Source organism: Citrobacter koseri ATCC BAA-895 (assembly GCF_000018045.1).
GTDB classification, from domain to species: Bacteria; Pseudomonadota; Gammaproteobacteria; order Enterobacterales; family Enterobacteriaceae; genus Citrobacter_B; species Citrobacter_B koseri.
Genome location: NC_009792.1, coordinates 1,413,626 through 1,430,478 on the forward strand (window position 1 = coordinate 1,413,626; position 16,853 = coordinate 1,430,478).

A 16,853-nucleotide genomic window follows, 5' to 3' on the forward strand; every position below is an offset into this window, starting at 1 on the left:
GGATTATTAATGAATTTTGTCTAGAGTGAGCGGTCAGAAACGTTGCACTTCTTGCCGCTGATAGAGACCAGCGCGGGACCATTCACACGACCAGAAGGACTCACTTTCAGGTATGGATCGTAGACGATTTATTAAAGGTTCAATGGCAATGGCCGCCGTGTGCGGTACGAGCGGTATTGCTTCACTCTTTTCCCGCGCCGCTTTCGCGGCAGAGTCTGATATTGCAGATGGTCAAACCGTCCGTTTTGACTTTTCCGTTCTGCAATCAATGGCGAACGATTTAGCGCAAAAACCGTGGGGCGGTGAACCCCGGGCGTTACCCAATACGCTGGCGAATCTGACGCCGCAGGCCTACAACAGCATTCAGTACGATGCGGCGCACTCTCTGTGGAACAACATCGAAGGCCGCAAGCTGGATGTGCAATTTTTCCACGTAGGAATGGGCTTTCGTCGTCGCGTGCGTATGTTCTCGCTTGATGCCAGCACGCATCAGGCGCGCGAAATTCATTTCCGCCCGGAACTGTTCAAATACAACGATGCCGGTGTCGATACCCGTCAACTGGAAGGGCAAACCGACCTTGGCTTCGCGGGCTTTCGCGCCTTTAAAGCGCCTGAACTGGCGCGTCGCGACATCGTCTCCTTCCTGGGGGCAAGCTACTTCCGCGCGGTGGATGACACTTATCAGTACGGGCTGTCCGCGCGAGGCCTGGCGATAGACACCTATACCGACAGCAAAGAAGAGTTCCCAGACTTCACCGCATTCTGGTTTGAGACGGCGAAACCGGGCGACACCACGTTTACCGTGTACGCGCTGCTGGACAGCCCAAGCGTCACTGGCGCCTATAAATTTGTGATCCACTGTGAAGAGAGCCAGGTGATCATGGATGTGGAAAACCACATCTATGCGCGTAAAGACATCAAGCAGCTGGGTATCGCGCCAATGACCAGCATGTTCAGCTGCGGCAACAATGAACGCCGGATGTGCGACACCATTCATCCGCAAATTCACGACTCTGACCGCCTGGCCATGTGGCTGGGCAATGGCGAATGGATCTGCCGTCCGCTGAATAATCCGCAGAAATTGCAGTTCAACGCCTATCTCGACAATAACCCGAAAGGGTTCGGCCTGCTGCAACTTGACCGTGACTTTTCCCACTATCAGGACATCATGGGCTGGTATAACAAACGCCCAAGCCTGTGGGTGGAGCCGCGTAACAAATGGGGGAAAGGGTCTATTGGCCTGATGGAAATCCCGACGACCGGTGAAACGCTCGATAACGTGGTGTGCTTCTGGCAGCCGGAAAAAGCGATCAAAGCGGGCGATGATCTGGCATTCAAATACCGTCTTTACTGGAGCGCGCAACCGCCGGTTCGCTCGCCGTTGGCGCGCGTGATGGCGACCCGTACCGGTATGGGCGGTTTCCCCGAAGGGTGGGCGCCGGGTGAACACTACCCTGAAAAATGGGCGCGCCGCTTTGCCATTGATTTTGTCGGCGGCGACCTGAAAGCCGCTGCGCCGAAGGGGATCGAGCCTGTCATTACGCTGTCTAACGGCGAAGCGAAACAGATTGAGATCCTCTACGTCGAACCGTTCGATGGTTATCGCATCCAGTTTGACTGGTATCCGACGTCAGATTCGACCGACCCGGTGGATATGCGTATGTTCCTGCGCTGCCAGGGGGACGCCATTAGCGAAACCTGGCTGTATCAGTATTTCCCGCCGGCGCCGGATAAGCGTCGCTACGTTGATGACCGCGTGATGCGTTAATCCGCTCTGTTGCCCCGAGCCGCCACACTGCTGGCGGCTCTTTTCTCCCGACGATTCCCGGCGCATTTTCTGCTCATTATTTAAACTCGATCCCGTTCGCATTATTCCTTATGTCAAATGCGTAAGCTGACGGTGTGTACTTCAGTACACGTTTTACAGCCACTAACAGGGAGTGCGTATGTTTCCAGAATACAGAGATCTGATTTCACGACTGAAAACCGAGAATCCTCGCTTTCTTTCCTTGTTCGAAAAACACAACACCCTTGATCATGAGATTGCCCGGCTGGAAGGTTCTGACGGCAGGGGATACAGTTTGGATATTGTTCGTCTGAAGAAAGAGAAACTCCATCTGAAGGAGGATCTGCTCAGAATATTGCAGAAAGAAAGTTTGAATGAGAGCTGATTCGTTGTAGGCACTGCGCAGTCTTTGTCCTGCTTAAAAGGGCTTCCTGACAGACAAGGAAGCCCTTCCTGTTTTCAGGTATGCGGGCAAGTCTGTGATAAGCTAATAAATCCTGCTGTTGTCACCGTAAAGGATGGAGAAATGGCTGAAGTCATCACGATCAGCGAAACACTGGAACTGCGAGCGGTGGAAGAGTGCCATGTTACGCCGTTACATCAACTGGTGCTTAAAAACAAAGACTGGCTACAGGCATCGCTAAACTGGCCGCAGTTTGTCGCCAGTGAAGACGATACGCGCAAAAATGTGCAGGGTAATATGATGTTGCACCAGCGAGGCTACGCCAAAATGTTCCTTATCTTTCAGGAAGAGGAGGTGGTGGGCGTCATCTCGTTTAATCTGATAGAGCCGTTGAATAAAACCGCCTATATCGGTTACTGGCTGGATGAATCTCACCAGCGGCAGGGCATTATGTCGCGCGCGCTTCAGGCGTTTATCGGCCATTATGCCGGGCGCGGCGAGCTTCGACGCTTTGTGATTAAATGTCGGGTTGCGAACCAGGCGAGCAACCAGGTGGCGCGCCGCAATGGTTTTGAACTGGAAGGATGCCTGAAACAAGCGGAGTTTCTCAACGGGGAGTATCACGACGTTAACCTGTACGCCCGCATTATCGAGAACGCCTCAGAGTAACCCTGCCAACGGTGTTCGTGTAATATGCTGTTCACCGTTAACCACTTTTGGGCCACGCAAGTGGATGCTGTCGCCATCAAAGGTTTCGATCGTCGCCCGATCGGTGATTTCCACATGATGCTCAATCAGCACGTCCCCCAGAATGCGGGCATGGCCTTCGATCAGGATATGATCGTCAAGCAGGACAGGGCCGCCGCGTAGTTCGGCATGACCACCGACCAGAACGTGATGTTTCAATACGCAGTTACCTTCAACCGTCGCGTGTTCCGCCACCTGAGCACTGTAACGCAGCGTGGGGATGGCATCTTCCTCCGTTCCCGCAATAACGCGGGCGTGACCGTACACTTTGGCACAGTCGCAAAGCCAGACGTTATTCTCTTCATTTCCTTCGACGATCGCGAAATCAAACACTTCTGCGCGGTGTTCAATAAACGCCTGGGTGACTATCGCATCGCCGTAGATTTGCGCCTGATGGACAATGCGCGAGCTGCTGACGGTGGCGCGATCGTAGATTTGCAGCGTCAGGTCGCTTTCCTGGGTTAGGCCTTTTGCGGCGATAATCTCCGAATGGTGCAGAATACGAGCGTCGCCAGACAGATGACATTCACCGCGAACGACCGAATTCTGCACGGTGACGTTGTTGCTTATCCGGGCGCCGTGACTGATCTCGGCCAGATCAATCCAGACGTTATCACCGATTTGCACGCGATCTCTGATGATGCAGGCCTGGGTGATGCGGGCGTTGCCTGAAATCATCGCCCCGGCGAATGCGAGGGCATTCTCGTCGTAAATCCAGCAGTGTCCTTCTTGCGCCAGCACGCTTTCGTCGTCTACCCAGCCGCCAGCGGTTCCGGCTTTGACGTCGTTAAAGTCGGTAAGGGCAATGATCTGGCGTAGCAGGACGCTTTTCTTGTGGCCGTTATCCTGATAACTAAAGGCGCGCGATTCTTCACTCAGGTGATATTTGCTCATGGGGAATTTCCCTTTGCTCGCTTAAGATAACCGTAGCAAATTTTTCAGCACTGGCTAAACAGGGCGAAATTCCATAAAATGCATTTAAAATATACTTTATAAATTAAACAAAATGAGTAAGAACAAGCAGAGCGACCGGGTGCTTAATCTTCCGGCTGGCTATTTTGGGATGGTACTGGGCACCATTGGCATGGGCTTCGCGTGGCGCTATGCCAGCCATATCTGGCCCGTCAGTCACTGGATTGGCGATGGCCTGGTGATCCTGGCAATGATCATCTGGAGCTTGCTGACGCTTGCCTTTCTTAACCGTCTGCTGCGTTTTCCACAGAGCGTACTGGCGGAGGTACGGCATCCGGTAAAGAGCAGTTTTGTCAGCCTTTTTCCTGCGACCACGATGCTGGTGGCGATTGGTTTTGTCCCCTGGTGTCGTGGATTAGCCGTGGGATTGTTCAGCATTGGCGTCGTGGTGCAACTGGCTTATGCCGCATGGCAAACGGCGGGACTCTGGCGCGGTTCGCATCCTGAAGAGGCGACAACACCGGGGCTGTATCTGCCGACGGTAGCGAATAACTTTATTAGCGCGATGGCCTGCGGCGCGTTGGGTTACAACGACGCCGGGCTGGTCTTTTTAGGAGCTGGCGTATTCTCGTGGCTGAGTCTGGAACCCGTTATTTTGCAACGTTTGCGCAGTTCCGGTGAATTACCGGCGGTGCTGCGCACATCGCTGGGCATTCAATTGGCTCCGGCGTTAGTAGCCTGTAGCGCCTGGCTGAGCGTCAACGGCGGAGAAGGCGATACGCTGGCAAAAATGCTGTTTGGCTATGGCTTGCTGCAACTGCTTTTCATGCTGCGCCTGATGCCGTGGTATCTGTCACAGCCGTTTAATGCCTCTTTCTGGAGCTTCTCGTTCGGCGTTTCAGCGCTGGCGACGACAGGGCTGCATTTAGGGCACGCCAGCGCGTCGGGATTTTTTCATACGCTGGCGATTCCGTTGTTTATTTTTACCAATTTTATCATAGCGTTATTGCTCGTACGCACGTTTGCGCTGCTGATGCAGGGGAAACTTCTCGTGCGCACAGAACGCGCCGCATTACTGAATCTGAGGATAACTAATGACCCTTCGTGACGAAAATTACTTTACTGAAAAATACGATTTAACCCGCACACACTCCGACGTCGTTGAGGCGGCAAAGGTGGTCGCGCCGGGTAAAACGTTGGATCTGGGCTGCGGAAATGGCCGTAATAGCCTCTATCTGGCAGCGAACGGCTATGACGTTACCGCCTGGGATAAGAATCCGATGAGCATCGCCAACGTTGAGCGCATCAAAGCGGCGGAAGGGCTGGAAAACCTGCAAGCAAAGGTGGTTGACCTTAACGCGTTAAGCTTCGAAGGCGACTACGATTTTATTCTCTCAACGGTCGTGATGATGTTCCTGGAAGCGAAAACCATTCCGGGGCTGATTGCCAATATGCAGCGCTGCACCAAACCGGGCGGGCATAACCTGATTGTGGCGGCAATGGATACGGAAGATTTCCCCTGCACCGTGGGTTTCCCGTTTGCGTTTAAAGAAGGGGAACTGCGCCGTTACTACGAAGGCTGGGAATTGCTGAAATACAACGAGGATGTGGGTGAACTTCACCGCACGGACGCCAACGGCAACCGCATCAAACTGCGTTTTGCGACGCTGCTGGCGCGTAAAAGCGCATAACGCAATTTTACGATAGCGTTGCAGGCCTGATACGGCCTGCAACTCGCCGTGTTGAATTTGTGCTGGCGATACCATTTATAGTCCATCCAGATTAGTTTCCTTTTGCTACTATTCCAATTGCATATCTGCAAAAACAAAAGGGATAGTTTCCATGCGTACTCATACTTTATTTAAAGTTGCAGTGCTTTCTGGCTTATTGGCTTTATCTGGCTGTGCGTCAAAAATCACTCAGCCGGATAAATATTCTGGGTTCTTAAAAGATTATTCAGGGCTGAAAGAAACAACCTCCGCAACGGGAAAACCGGTGCTCCGTTGGGTTGACCCCAGCTTTGATGAATCTAAATATGACAGCATCGTCTGGAACCCGATAACCTACTATCCGGTGCCAAAACCCACGACGCAGGTCGGGCAGCAGGTTCTGGATAAATTACGAAGCTATACCGATACCCAACTGAAAACGGCCATTGAGAAACGTAAACCTCTGGTAACGACCCCGGGGCCGCGTAGCCTGATTTTCCGCGGCGCGATAACCGGCGTTGATACCAGCAAAGAGGGGCTGCAATTCTATGAAGTGGTGCCGGTCGCCCTGGTGGTTGCGGGTACGCAGATGGCGACAGGCCATCGCACAATGGATACGCATCTTTACTTTGAAGGCGAGCTGATTGATGCCGCCACCAATAAACCGGTGGTGAAAGTGGTTCGTCAGGGCGAGGGTAAAGACCTGAGCAACGAAAATACGCCGATGGCGTTTGAAACGTTGAAAGAAGTGATTGATGACATGGCGACTGATGCCACCATGTTTGATGTCGGTAAAAAATAAGTTCACGCGCCATCTTCGGATGGCGCGTTTTTTTATGCCGCCCGGCGACGGTAAATTAACTTACTCATTAACGCCTCTGGACGCGTGAACATTACCAGATTGCCAACCAGAATCAGCACTAATCCAACAACGGCATTCATTTGCCAGACGTAACCTTCATAGAGTGTGGATATTGTCAGCGCCACCAGAGGAAACAGTAGCGTACTGTAGGCCGCGTTGCCGGGGCCGATGCGTCCCACCAGAGTAAAATACGCGCCAAACGCGATAACAGAACCGAATATTGCCAGATACAGCAGGGCGCCGAGGTAGCTCAACGTCCATTGCGGCGTGAAGTTATCGCCGCGTATACAGGCAATGGCGGCGATCAGCAGTGTGCCGTACAGCATCGCCCAGCTGTTGGTGGTCATGACTTCCAGACCTTTTCTCTGATGGCGCATGCTGATCATATTTCCCAAAGAGAAGCCAAACGTTCCCAGCGCGCTCAGACCAATCCCCAGTAACAGCGAGTGGTTCCAGCCGCTGTTGGCCAGATCCTGCCAGAACAGCGTGATAATGCCCGTTAATCCCAGACCAGCAGCGTAATAAAAGCGTAGCGGCGGTTTATGCCCGAAGAACACAAAGCTGTTAACCGCATTGAACAGTACGGCCATTGAGAAAATGACGGACTCCAGCCCCGTGTTGATCCAGGCGGCGGCGCTATAAAAACACCAGAAATTAAAGCAGAAGACGCATCCGCCCTGTAACAGGCAAAACAGGTGGTCGCGCCCGGATAATTTACGTAATTTCCCGCTCGCCAGCAGGATGAGCATCATTAACGCGCTGGCGACGGCAAACCGCCAGAAAATGGACACGGGCGCCGATACCGGGCCTTGTTGCAGATAAATCGCAATCCAGGTGGTTCCCCAAATGACAACCACCAGACAGTATAATAATGCGTTCATAACACTCTCTTCTTTATCTTTATTATCCGAAGAAGGAATGTGACATGTAAAAAATGCGCGCGCTTGCACCGGTTTGCGGATGACTTGCAAAATCTTGCGCTTTTTTGCCGCTGTCTGAGCGGTGAGGGCTGGAAACGGATCGTGGCTGTTATAGACTGAGATTCTACTTATTACTGCTTTGTGATGTGATGGTATGTCTCAGTCTTATGATGCCTTTGAAAATTTACGCAAACATAATGCCGTGCTGCATGACTCGGTTGCGTTGCATTCGGGTGTCCAGCTGGCGGCATGGTCAAATAAACGTGACAACATTACGCAATATTGCGATCACCATACTCTCAGCCTGTATGTCGCTGACGGCTACGAGAGCTACCACAAAACGCCGGGCGGCTGGAAGAATGGCGGGGGGCCGGATCGCTTCTGTCTGATGCCAAAAGAGAGTGAGTCCGTCTGGGACATTCGCGACGACCTGTCGTTTGTCCATCTCTACTGTACAGATGCCCATCTGCGGGATGTTGGGGAAAAAGTCTGGGATAAAAGCCCGTACAGCTTTACCCTGGATGAGCGCACCTTTGGCAACGATCCGGGAATAACGGCGGTTTATCGCCAGTTCCTGCTGGGAAATGACTGGCAGCAACCGGCGAATCATATGACGCTCAGCGCCGCCTCGTCACTGCTGTTGACGCATCTGGTGCAGCATTACAGTAACGTACAGTGGCGTCTCCCGACGGTTACTGGCGGGTTGGCGCCCGCCACGCTGCGCAATGTGCTGGCGTACATTGAAGCGCATCTTGCTGAGCCGCTGACGCTAAGCGATCTGGCGCGCGAGGCGGCATTGAGCGAATTTCATTTCGCCAGAATGTTTCGCCAGTCGATGAACATGGCGCCGCACCAGTACGTGATGCAGCGGCGTATGGCGCTGGCACAGCAATGGGTCTGCCATTCAACCCGTTCGCTGTCAGAGATCGCGATGGCCTGCGGATTCAGTTCGGCGAGCCATTTCAGCAATCGCTTTAAGCAGGTGACCGGTAAGACGCCGTCGCAGTTACGCGCGGCGAGCAAACGATAGCACCCCGTAGCAGACGCCTCCGACTACCAGTCCCCAAAACGCAGAGCCAATGCCCAGCAGCGTCAGCCCGCTTGCGGTGACGAGAAAGGTCACGATAGCGGCATCACGCTCCGTTTCATTAAGCAATGCCTGGTGCAGACTGCCGCTGATTGTTCCCAGCAGCGCCAGCCCGGCCAGCATCTGAATCCAGCTTACGGGCAGGGCGGCCATCAGAGCGGTGACTGAACCGCCGAACAATCCCGCCAGCAGATAGAACCCGCCTGCGACAGCCGCAGCCAGCCAGCGACGCCCGGCGTCCGGGTGCGCTTCGGGACTCTGGCAAATGGCGGCGGTAATAGCGGCAATGCATATGGAGTAGACGCCAAAAGGAGATAAAACCAGCGCCAGCAGCCCTGTAAACACGATCAGCGGCGAAACCGGAAGGGAGTAACCGGAGGCTTTCATCGTGGCGATACCGGGCGCGTTTTGTGACGCCATTGTCACCAGAAACAGTGGAATGGCGACGCCGAGGCTATGAGCAAGCGAAAAATGGGGCGCGATAAACGCCGGTAGCACCGGGGAGAAGGTTATGCCAGACGTGACAATGTCACCTTTCATGCCCGCAACCAGAATACCGACAACCATTGCGGCGATAACCGCATAGCGCGGCGCCAGCACTTTCAGCGCTAACCACGCCAGCAGCATACTGCCGCACAGAAACAGCTCGCCATCCAGATGACCGAACGCCTGCAAACCAAAACGCAATAAAATACCGGCCAGCATCGCGGCGGCAAGAGAATGCGGAATCACCTGCATTAAGCGGGCAAACAACCCGGTTACGCCGCACAGAACGATTAACGCATTCGCGACAATAAATACGCCGATGGCCTCCGCAAGCGTGAGACCCTGCAAGCCGGTAACCAGTAACGCGGCGCCGGGCGTTGACCATGCCGTCAGCACCGGAGCACGATACCAGAGGGTTAACGCCAGCGTACTGACACCCATCGCGATGCCAAGCGCCGTCATCCATCCGGCAATTTGTCCGGTTGATGCGCCGGCGACAATCGCGGCTTGCCAGATGATTGCCGCTGAGCTTGCATAGCCGACCAGGACCGCAACAAAACCAGACAACACGGTTGGCAGAGGAAGTGAAAATGACCGCATGATTGCCCCTTGTGCGTTATAACGGTCAAAAACTGTAGCATTGTGCGCTATAGCGCACAAGTGATAGACTGCGGCTTTACCGGAGGAGAAAAATGGACAACCTGACCCATTATCTGGCGACGACGCTGAAGGCGCTGCGCCAACAGCGAGAATGGAGTCTGTCGCGTCTGGCGGAAGCGACAGGGGTTTCAAAAGCAATGCTCGGCCAGATAGAGCGCAACGAATCCAGCCCGACGGTATCGACATTATGGAAGATTGCCACCGGTTTGAATGTCCCGTTTTCAACGTTTATCTCCCCGCCGGAAGCGGAGGATCTCCCGACCTTCGACCCGCAGCAACAGGCAATGGTGATCACGCCGCTGTTTCCGTGGGACCCGCAGCTCCGTTTTGACCATTTTTCAATATTGATGGCCCCGGGCGCGCTTAGCGAATCGACGCCGCATGAGGCAGGCGTCATCGAACATGTGGTGGTGATTCAGGGAACGCTGGATATGTGTATTGCCGGGGAATGGCGCACGCTCAAATCCGGCGAAGGCGTGCGTTTTGCGGGAGATGCCGCCCATGCGTATCGCAATAACAGCGACCAGACGGTTCACTTTCACTCCTTGATCCATTACCCACATAGTTAGACGGGAAAAGTATTCCGAAACGTCGCGCTTCTGACTACAATAGCCGCCATTTTGCTGTTATTGGATGATATTAACCGTATGCGCCAGCAACCTCATCACCTTGAACTGTTAAGTCCGGCACGCGATACCGCCATTGCTCGTGAAGCGATCTTACATGGCGCCGATGCTGTTTACATCGGCGGGCCTGGCTTCGGCGCGCGGCATAATGCCAGTAACAGCCTGAAAGATATCGCGGAACTGGTGCCTTTTGCGCATCGCTATGGCGCGAAGATCTTTGTGACGTTAAACACCATTCTGCATGATGATGAGCTTGAGCCCGCGCAACGGCTGATTACCGATCTGTACCAGACCGGCGTCGATGCGCTGATTGTGCAGGATATGGGCATCCTGGAACTGGACATTCCTCCCATTGAACTGCATGCCAGTACGCAGTGTGATATCCGCAGCGTTGAAAAGGCGAAATTCCTTGCCGACGTCGGTTTCACCCAGATTGTGCTGGCGCGCGAACTGAGTCTGAGCCAGATCCAGGCGATTCATCAGGCCACCGACGCTACTATTGAGTTTTTCATCCACGGCGCGCTGTGCGTGGCTTATTCCGGGCAGTGCTATATCTCTCATGCGCAGACCGGTCGCAGCGCTAACCGTGGCGACTGCTCCCAGGCCTGTCGCCTGCCGTACACCTTAAAAGACGATCAGGGGCGGGTGGTCTCGTACGAAAAACACCTGTTGTCGATGAAAGATAATGACCAGACGGCCAATCTGGGCGCGTTGATCGATGCCGGCGTGCGCTCCTTCAAAATTGAAGGGCGCTACAAAGACATGAGCTATGTGAAGAACATCACGGCGCACTATCGCCAGATGCTGGATGCGATTATCGAGGAGCGTGGCGACCTGGCGCGGGCTTCCGCCGGTCGTACTGAGCACTTTTTTATTCCTTCTACGGATAAAACCTTCCATCGCGGCAGTACCGACTATTTTGTTAACGCCCGTAAAGGGGATATCGGCGCGTTCGATTCGCCAAAATTTATCGGTTTGCCGGTAGGCGAAGTCGTCAAAGTGGCAAAAGATCACCTGGACGTTGAGGTGACGGAACCGTTATCCAACGGCGATGGCCTGAATGTGCTGATCAAACGTGAAGTAGTGGGGTTTCGCGCCAATACGGTGGAAAAGACGGGGCAGAACCGTTATCGCGTCTGGCCGAATGAAATGCCGTCCGACCTGCATAAAGTGCGCCCGCATCATCCGCTGAACCGTAATCTCGACCACAACTGGCAGCAGGCGTTAACCAAAACCTCCAGCGAACGCCGGGTGGCGGTGGATATCGCGTTAGGCGGCTGGCAGGAACAGCTAATTCTGACGCTGACCAGCGAAGAGGGCGTGAGCGTCACCCATACGCTGGAGGGGCAGTTTGACGAGGCGAACAACGCCGAAAAAGCGTTGAACAACCTGAAAGAAGGCGTGGCGAAGCTGGGACAGACGATGTACTACGCGCGTAACGTCGAGGTTAATCTCCCTGGCGCACTGTTCGTGCCGAACAGTTTACTCAACCAGTTCCGTCGCGAAGCGGCAGAGATGCTGGATGCGGCGCGTCTGGCGAACTATCAACGCGGCAGCCGTAAGCCGGTGGCGCAACCAGCCCCGGTCTACCCGGAAACGCATTTGAGCTTCCTGGCTAACGTCTACAATCACAAAGCGCGCGCGTTTTATCATCGCTACGGCGTCCAGCTGATCGACGCGGCGTATGAGGCGCACCAGGAGAAGGGTGATGTACCGGTGATGATCACCAAACATTGTTTGCGCTTTGCCTTTAACCTGTGCCCGAAACAGGCGAAAGGGAATATCAAAAGCTGGAAAGCAACGCCGATGCAACTGGTACACGGCGACGAAGTATTGACGCTGAAGTTTGATTGCCGTCCGTGCGAAATGCACGTTATCGGCAAGATCAAAACTCATATTCTGAAAATGCCGTTGCCCGGCAGCGTTGTCGCCTCCGTAAGCCCGGAAGAACTGATGAAAACGCTGCCAAAACGTAAAAACTAAGTCAGCGGCTGGCCGGGAACGCTGAGCGTCACCCGGCCACGCCTGATGTACCTTAAACCCCCTCTCACCATAGTTAACCTTCCCGCAAAACTGGAACCGGCTTTCCGGTTTTTGAGTGTTAATCAGCCAAAAGCCATTTCGGGGTGTATAACATTCAAAAAAAGAGAAAAGGTAAACAAAAATGTTTACCTTATGGTTATAATACATGGCAGGGAGGCGCGGTGAAGCAGAGCGAGTTCAGACGCTGGCTTGAATCTCAGGGAGTCGATGTAACAAATGGAACGAATCATTTGAAGTTGAGATATCATGACAAACGAAGCGTCATGCCCAGACATCCTGGTGATGAAATTAAAGACACCCTGCGTAAAGCAATACTAAAGCAGCTTGGTTTGAATTAATCATCAGATATATAAGGTTGATCACATGAGAGCGTTACCAGAAACTATGCGTTATCCCGTCAATCTCATTCCCGCAGAAGAAGGGGGTTATGTTGTGTCGTTCCCGGACATTCCAGAGGCGTTAACACAAGGTGACACCCGCCATGAGTCTCTCGAAGCCGCGCAGGGCGCATTAGTCACCGCCTTTGAATTTTATTTTGAAGATAACCAGCCAATTCCTTTACCTTCAATGGTTGATGAAGCTGATGATTATGTGGAGATTCCTCTAAGCATTGCGTCTAAAGTCCTTTTGTTGAATGCGTTCCTTGAATCAAAAATCACGCAGCAGGAGCTGGCGAGGCGCATTGGCAGACCCAAGCAGGAAATTACCCGACTATTCGACTTGAAACACGCAACGAAAATTGATGCTGTACAGATTGCGGCCAAAGCATTGGGTAAAGAGTTATCGCTGACTATGCTTTAGCTTTTCCGGTTGTTCCAGCAGGCATTACATATTGTGTGAAATAAAAAAACGATGAAGAAATATCAGCGACTGGCGGAACAAATTTGCGATCAAATCGCCTCCGGCGTGTGGCAGCCTGGCGATCGATTACCCTCCTTGCGTGAGCAGGTGGTCAGCAGCGGCATGAGTTTTATGACCGTAGGACACGCGTATCAGTTGCTGGAAAGCCAGGGGCGCATTATTGCGCGTCCGCAGTCGGGTTATTACGTGGCGGCGCGCCCGGTGCGCCAGCCTGCGATGCCGCCCGTGCAGGTAATGCGCGATGAATCCGTTGATATTAATACCTATATTTTCGAAATGTTGCAGGCCAGCCGGGATGCGTCGGTGATGCCGTTCGCCTCTGCCTTTCCAGACCCGCGTCTGTTTCCGTTGCAGCAGCTTAACCGTTCCCTGGCGCAGGTCAGTAAAACCGCCACGGCCATGAGCGTGATTGAGAACCTGCCGCCGGGGAACAGCGAGCTGCGCCATGCCATCGCCCGACGCTATGCGCAGCAGGGAATTACCGTCTCTCCTGATGAAATCGTCATTACCGCCGGGGCGCTGGAAGCCCTGAACCTCAGCCTTCAGGCGGTTACCGAACCGGGCGACTGGGTTATTGTGGAGAATCCCTGCTTTTATGGCGCGTTACAGGCGCTGGAGCGACTCCGCCTGAAGGCGCTTTCGGTCGCCACGGATGTAAAAGAGGGGATCGATTTAGCGGCGCTGGAACAGGCATTACAGGAGTATCCGGTGAAGGCGTGCTGGCTGATGACCAATAGCCAAAACCCGCTCGGCTTCACCCTTAGCCCGGAGAAAAAAGCGCGGCTGGTCGCGTTACTGGATCAATACAACGTCGTGCTGATTGAAGATGATGTGTACAGCGAGCTCTATTTTGGCCGCGACAAACCGCTGCCTGCCAAAGCCTGGGATCGCCGCGACAAAATATTGCATTGCTCGTCATTCTCGAAATGTCTGGTTCCCGGTTTTCGTATTGGTTGGGTTGCAGCGGGAAAGTACGCCAGACAAATTCAGCGGCTACAGCTGATGAGTACGCTATCCACCAGTTCACCAATGCAGCTTGCTCTGGTCGATTACCTTTCGACACGCCGCTATGACGCGCATTTGCGTCGTCTGCGCCGCCAGTTGGCGGAGCGAAAACAGCAGGCCTGGCAAACGCTGCTGCGCCATTTGCCCGCTGAGGTGAAGATTCACCACAATGACAGCGGCTATTTTCTCTGGCTGGAACTGCCCGAATCTCTTGATGCCGGGGAACTCAGTGCGCAGGCTCTGGCGCATCAGATCAGTATCGCCCCCGGTAAAATGTTTTCGACCTCTGATACCTGGTCGCATTTTTTCCGGTTTAATACCGCATGGGGGTGGGGAGAAAGAGAGGAGCAGGCGGTATCTCAACTGGGGAAACTTATTCGCGATATGCTGAAATAAAATACGCGTTGCCATCTTTTGGTTTTAGCCAAAATAGAGAAAGCGTATCGATTATCAGGGCAGAACGTTATTTATCGCTGACTCGCCATAGGAAATATCAATACCCCCGTCTTTTCCATCCTCAGCCTAACTCCTTGTCTATACTCCGAAAGATGGAACATGCGCGCCGCGTGGAGCGGCGTAATGCGTGTCAGCTCACAACCTGATTAAATTTCCTTATCCCAACAGGTGCGCGGCAGACGCGCCGACTATTTTTAGGAAAGGACATATATTTACGGCAAGGCTGCCGCTCAATATTTTGCGACAGGAGTAAGATGTATGCCACATCAATTACTGATTAACGGCGAGCTGGTCAGCGGTGAAGGTGAAAAACAGCCCGTCTACAACCCGGCGACGGGCGAGGTGATTCTGGAGATTGCAGAGGCGTCGCCCGCACAGGTAGATGCCGCCGTTCGCGCCGCAGACCGGGCATTCGCGGAATGGGGGCAAACCACGCCAAAAGCCAGAGCGGAGCTGCTGTTAACACTGGCGGACGTGATTGAGGAAAATGCGCAGACATTCGCCGAACTGGAGTCGCAAAACTGCGGGAAGCCGCTGCATTGCGCGCTCAATGATGAGATCCCGGCGATTGTCGATGTATTTCGCTTCTTTGCCGGCGCCGCACGCTGTCTGAACGGCCTGGCGGCGGGGGAGTATCTGGAAGGGCATACCTCGATGATCCGCCGCGATCCGGTTGGGGTCGTCGCCTCGATCGCGCCGTGGAACTATCCGCTGATGATGGCGGCCTGGAAACTGGCGCCAGCGCTGGCGGCGGGTAACTGTGTGGTGATAAAACCGTCTGAAATCACGCCGCTGACGGCATTGAAGCTGGCGGAGTTTGCGAAGGATATTTTCCCGCCAGGCGTGCTTAACGTGCTGTTCGGGCGGGGCAAGACGGTTGGCGATCCGCTCACTGGGCATGAAAAAGTACGGATGGTCTCCCTGACCGGCTCGATTGCGACGGGCGAGCACATTATTCAACATACCGCGCCCTCCATTAAGCGCACGCACATGGAATTAGGCGGTAAGGCTCCGGTGATTGTCTTTGATGATGCCGATCTGGATGCCGTTGTCGAAGGTGTGCGAACGTTCGGTTTCTACAATGCCGGGCAGGATTGTACGGCGGCCTGTCGTATCTATGCGCAAAAAGGGATCTATGACGCGTTGGTTGAGAAACTCGGCGCGGCGGTCGCCAGCCTGAAAACCGGTTCGCCAAACGACGAATCGACTGAGCTTGGGCCGCTCAGCTCGCAGGCGCACCTTGAGCGAGTGACAAAAGCGGTGGAAGAGGCGAAAGCGCTCGGACATATCAACGTGGTGACCGGCGGCCAGAAACTGGACGGCGCAGGATACTATTTTGCGCCAACGCTGCTGGCCGGCGCAAAACAGGAGGACGCCATCGTGCAGCGAGAAGTGTTCGGCCCGGTTGTCAGCATGACGGTGTTTGATGATGAAGAGCAGGTGCTGGCGTGGGCAAATGATACTCAGTACGGGCTGGCATCATCCGTCTGGACGAAAGATGTGGGTCGGGCGCATCGCCTGAGCGCGCGATTGCAGTATGGCTGCACCTGGGTTAATACGCATTTCATGCTGGTGAGCGAGATGCCGCACGGTGGGCAAAAACGCTCGGGCTACGGCAAGGATATGTCACTTTATGGGCTGGAAGACTATACGGTTATCCGCCACATAATGGTTAAACATTAAGGATAATTTACCGTTCCGGCGCGGCATGGGAAGATCGTAAATCGATGGCAGAGAGGAGGAACGCTCTCTGCCAGTATGCGCAGCAAGCACTCAGTACATCAGGCAAACCAGCCGAATCTCAATGAGATAAGGCCAAAAAGTCCAATAGCAGCAAAGACATTTATCAGCACCACGGTTTTACTGGAAACATTCATTTTTGCCACCTTTCGTTATGACCCCTTTGTGTATAGTACGGGTTCAGGCAATCCGCAATAAGACAAAATATGAACATGGTGAATGGTGCCGCTATTTCAGCGTTTTGCTGAATAGTACGGATAAAACTTGATGTACGTCAAAAAAAAGAGCATATTGCGCGCGTTTTTCCCCTCTGGTTCGGATGCCCGAAATGTCGCTCTACCAAAAAATGTTGGTTTTTTACGCAGTGATGGCGGCGATTGCCTGCCTGATTACCTGGTTTCTTTCCCACGATAAAAAATGTATCCGCTTTCTGAGCGCCGTTCTCGTGGGCGCAACCTGGCCGATGAGTCTGCCCGTCGCATTGTTATTTTCGTTGTTTTGATGAGATGAAGATTGCCGGATGGCGGGCGAGCGCCTTATCCGGCTTACG

General features: G+C 53.7%; 18 protein-coding genes. 14 read left to right on the top strand and 4 right to left on the bottom strand.

The features are described from left to right. The first annotated feature begins 112 nt into the window (after positions 1 to 112). The 3 genes from CKO_RS06255 to rimL all read left to right on the top strand — a co-directional run bounded on the left by CKO_RS06255 (position 113) and on the right by rimL (position 2,858). Complete coding sequence (locus CKO_RS06255) at positions 113 to 1,768, top strand: glucan biosynthesis protein D (RefSeq protein ID WP_024130319.1); 1,656 nt, start codon at positions 113 to 115, stop codon at positions 1,766 to 1,768. A gap of 178 nt (positions 1,769 to 1,946) precedes the next feature. Further along, positions 1,947 to 2,171 (top strand): HP1242/YdcH family protein, encoded by a 225-nt coding sequence (locus CKO_RS06260; RefSeq protein ID WP_012132337.1) that lies wholly within the window; start codon positions 1,947 to 1,949, stop codon positions 2,169 to 2,171. 141 nt (positions 2,172 to 2,312) lie between these two features. Further along, positions 2,313 to 2,858 carry a 50S ribosomal protein L7/L12-serine acetyltransferase gene (gene rimL / locus CKO_RS06265; protein ID WP_012132338.1) on the top strand — a complete coding sequence of 182 codons (546 nt, stop codon included), beginning with the start codon at positions 2,313 to 2,315 and terminating at the stop codon, positions 2,856 to 2,858. On the opposite strand, the gene ydcK is transcribed toward rimL, so the two are convergent. Next, complete coding sequence (gene ydcK, locus CKO_RS06270) at positions 2,850 to 3,830, bottom strand: YdcK family protein (RefSeq protein ID WP_012132339.1); 981 nt, start codon at positions 3,828 to 3,830, stop codon at positions 2,850 to 2,852. The genes rimL and ydcK overlap by 9 nt on opposite strands. Before the next feature lie 112 nt (positions 3,831 to 3,942). On the opposite strand from ydcK, the gene tehA reads away from it, so the two are divergent. From tehA to CKO_RS06285, 3 genes are all read left to right on the top strand, one after another. Continuing rightward, entirely contained in the window at positions 3,943 to 4,956 is a 1,014-nt protein-coding gene (tehA, locus tag CKO_RS06275) for a dicarboxylate transporter/tellurite-resistance protein TehA (protein ID WP_012132340.1), read from the top strand. Continuing rightward, complete coding sequence (gene tehB / locus CKO_RS06280) at positions 4,943 to 5,539, top strand: tellurite resistance methyltransferase TehB (protein ID WP_012132341.1); 597 nt, start codon at positions 4,943 to 4,945, stop codon at positions 5,537 to 5,539. Before tehA ends, tehB begins: the two co-directional genes overlap by 14 nt. A 151-nt stretch (positions 5,540 to 5,690) precedes the next feature. Next, positions 5,691 to 6,359 (top strand): DUF3313 domain-containing protein, encoded by a 669-nt coding sequence (locus CKO_RS06285; protein WP_012132342.1) that lies wholly within the window; start codon positions 5,691 to 5,693, stop codon positions 6,357 to 6,359. 32 nt (positions 6,360 to 6,391) lie between these two features. Here CKO_RS06285 and CKO_RS06290 read toward each other — a convergent pair whose 3' ends face one another. Further along, positions 6,392 to 7,300 carry a DMT family transporter gene (locus tag CKO_RS06290; RefSeq protein WP_012132343.1) on the bottom strand — a complete coding sequence of 303 codons (909 nt, stop codon included), beginning with the start codon at positions 7,298 to 7,300 and terminating at the stop codon, positions 6,392 to 6,394. A 193-nt stretch (positions 7,301 to 7,493) separates the two neighbouring features. Between CKO_RS06290 and CKO_RS06295 the strand changes: the two genes are divergently transcribed. Next, positions 7,494 to 8,369 (top strand): AraC family transcriptional regulator, encoded by an 876-nt coding sequence (locus CKO_RS06295; protein WP_012132344.1) that lies wholly within the window; start codon positions 7,494 to 7,496, stop codon positions 8,367 to 8,369. Here the strand turns inward: CKO_RS06295 and CKO_RS06300 are convergent. After that, positions 8,346 to 9,512: a benzoate/H(+) symporter BenE family transporter gene (locus CKO_RS06300; RefSeq protein ID WP_012132345.1), complete on the bottom strand. Its 1,167-nt coding sequence runs from the start codon at positions 9,510 to 9,512 to the stop codon at positions 8,346 to 8,348. The genes CKO_RS06295 and CKO_RS06300 overlap by 24 nt on opposite strands. A 92-nt stretch (positions 9,513 to 9,604) precedes the next feature. Here CKO_RS06300 and CKO_RS06305 point away from each other — a divergent pair, with 92 nt between their 5' ends. The 6 genes from CKO_RS06305 (at position 9,605) to patD (ending at position 16,246) form a co-directional block, all read left to right on the top strand. Then, the gene (locus CKO_RS06305) at positions 9,605 to 10,141 is read left to right on the top strand and encodes a helix-turn-helix domain-containing protein (protein WP_012132346.1); all 537 of its coding nucleotides are present in this window, start codon (positions 9,605 to 9,607) and stop codon (positions 10,139 to 10,141) included. A 78-nt stretch (positions 10,142 to 10,219) separates the two neighbouring features. Next, complete coding sequence (locus tag CKO_RS06310; RefSeq protein WP_012132347.1) at positions 10,220 to 12,181, top strand: peptidase U32 family protein; 1,962 nt, start codon at positions 10,220 to 10,222, stop codon at positions 12,179 to 12,181. A 221-nt stretch (positions 12,182 to 12,402) separates the two neighbouring features. Continuing rightward, entirely contained in the window at positions 12,403 to 12,579 is a 177-nt protein-coding gene (locus CKO_RS22315; protein WP_071818852.1) for a type II toxin-antitoxin system HicA family toxin, read from the top strand. A gap of 46 nt (positions 12,580 to 12,625) precedes the next feature. Further along, positions 12,626 to 13,042 (top strand): type II toxin-antitoxin system HicB family antitoxin, encoded by a 417-nt coding sequence (locus tag CKO_RS06315; protein WP_012132350.1) that lies wholly within the window; start codon positions 12,626 to 12,628, stop codon positions 13,040 to 13,042. A gap of 51 nt (positions 13,043 to 13,093) precedes the next feature. Further along, a complete protein-coding gene (locus CKO_RS06320) occupies positions 13,094 to 14,503 on the top strand; it encodes an aminotransferase-like domain-containing protein (RefSeq protein WP_012132351.1) in 1,410 nt (469 codons plus the stop codon). Positions 14,504 to 14,821: 318 nt separating this feature from the next. Then, positions 14,822 to 16,246: an aminobutyraldehyde dehydrogenase gene (gene patD / locus CKO_RS06325; RefSeq protein ID WP_012132353.1), complete on the top strand. Its 1,425-nt coding sequence runs from the start codon at positions 14,822 to 14,824 to the stop codon at positions 16,244 to 16,246. A 98-nt stretch (positions 16,247 to 16,344) separates the two neighbouring features. Here patD and yncL read toward each other — a convergent pair whose 3' ends face one another. After that, positions 16,345 to 16,440 carry a stress response membrane protein YncL gene (gene yncL, locus CKO_RS22320; protein WP_071818853.1) on the bottom strand — a complete coding sequence of 32 codons (96 nt, stop codon included), beginning with the start codon at positions 16,438 to 16,440 and terminating at the stop codon, positions 16,345 to 16,347. Between the two features lie 191 nt (positions 16,441 to 16,631). Between yncL and CKO_RS06330 the strand changes: the two genes are divergently transcribed. After that, on the top strand, positions 16,632 to 16,805 hold the full coding sequence (locus CKO_RS06330; protein ID WP_048902428.1) for a GhoT/OrtT family toxin: 174 nt from the start codon (positions 16,632 to 16,634) through the stop codon (positions 16,803 to 16,805). The last annotated feature ends 48 nt before the right edge of the window (positions 16,806 to 16,853 follow it).

What these genes read in the sequence shown, in the direction of transcription:
- CKO_RS06260 (WP_012132337.1), top strand. Translation starts at nt 1,947, where the DNA reads ATGTTTCCAGAATACAGAGATCTGATTTCACGACTGAAAACCGAGAAT.
- CKO_RS06285 (WP_012132342.1), top strand. Translation starts at nt 5,691, where the DNA reads ATGCGTACTCATACTTTATTTAAAGTTGCAGTGCTTTCTGGCTTATTG.
- rimL (WP_012132338.1), top strand. Translation starts at nt 2,313, where the DNA reads ATGGCTGAAGTCATCACGATCAGCGAAACACTGGAACTGCGAGCGGTG.
- CKO_RS06330 (WP_048902428.1), top strand. Translation starts at nt 16,632, where the DNA reads ATGTCGCTCTACCAAAAAATGTTGGTTTTTTACGCAGTGATGGCGGCG.
- CKO_RS06315 (WP_012132350.1), top strand. Translation starts at nt 12,626, where the DNA reads ATGCGTTATCCCGTCAATCTCATTCCCGCAGAAGAAGGGGGTTATGTT.
- CKO_RS06320 (WP_012132351.1), top strand. Translation starts at nt 13,094, where the DNA reads ATGAAGAAATATCAGCGACTGGCGGAACAAATTTGCGATCAAATCGCC.
- CKO_RS06300 (WP_012132345.1), bottom strand. Translation starts at nt 9,512, where the DNA reads ATGCGGTCATTTTCACTTCCTCTGCCAACCGTGTTGTCTGGTTTTGTT.
- yncL (WP_071818853.1), bottom strand. Translation starts at nt 16,440, where the DNA reads ATGAATGTTTCCAGTAAAACCGTGGTGCTGATAAATGTCTTTGCTGCT.
- tehB (WP_012132341.1), top strand. Translation starts at nt 4,943, where the DNA reads ATGACCCTTCGTGACGAAAATTACTTTACTGAAAAATACGATTTAACC.
- CKO_RS06290 (WP_012132343.1), bottom strand. Translation starts at nt 7,300, where the DNA reads ATGAACGCATTATTATACTGTCTGGTGGTTGTCATTTGGGGAACCACC.
- ydcK (WP_012132339.1), bottom strand. Translation starts at nt 3,830, where the DNA reads ATGAGCAAATATCACCTGAGTGAAGAATCGCGCGCCTTTAGTTATCAG.
- CKO_RS06305 (WP_012132346.1), top strand. Translation starts at nt 9,605, where the DNA reads ATGGACAACCTGACCCATTATCTGGCGACGACGCTGAAGGCGCTGCGC.
- CKO_RS06310 (WP_012132347.1), top strand. Translation starts at nt 10,220, where the DNA reads ATGCGCCAGCAACCTCATCACCTTGAACTGTTAAGTCCGGCACGCGAT.
- patD (WP_012132353.1), top strand. Translation starts at nt 14,822, where the DNA reads ATGCCACATCAATTACTGATTAACGGCGAGCTGGTCAGCGGTGAAGGT.
- tehA (WP_012132340.1), top strand. Translation starts at nt 3,943, where the DNA reads ATGAGTAAGAACAAGCAGAGCGACCGGGTGCTTAATCTTCCGGCTGGC.
- CKO_RS06295 (WP_012132344.1), top strand. Translation starts at nt 7,494, where the DNA reads ATGTCTCAGTCTTATGATGCCTTTGAAAATTTACGCAAACATAATGCC.
- CKO_RS06255 (WP_024130319.1), top strand. Translation starts at nt 113, where the DNA reads ATGGATCGTAGACGATTTATTAAAGGTTCAATGGCAATGGCCGCCGTG.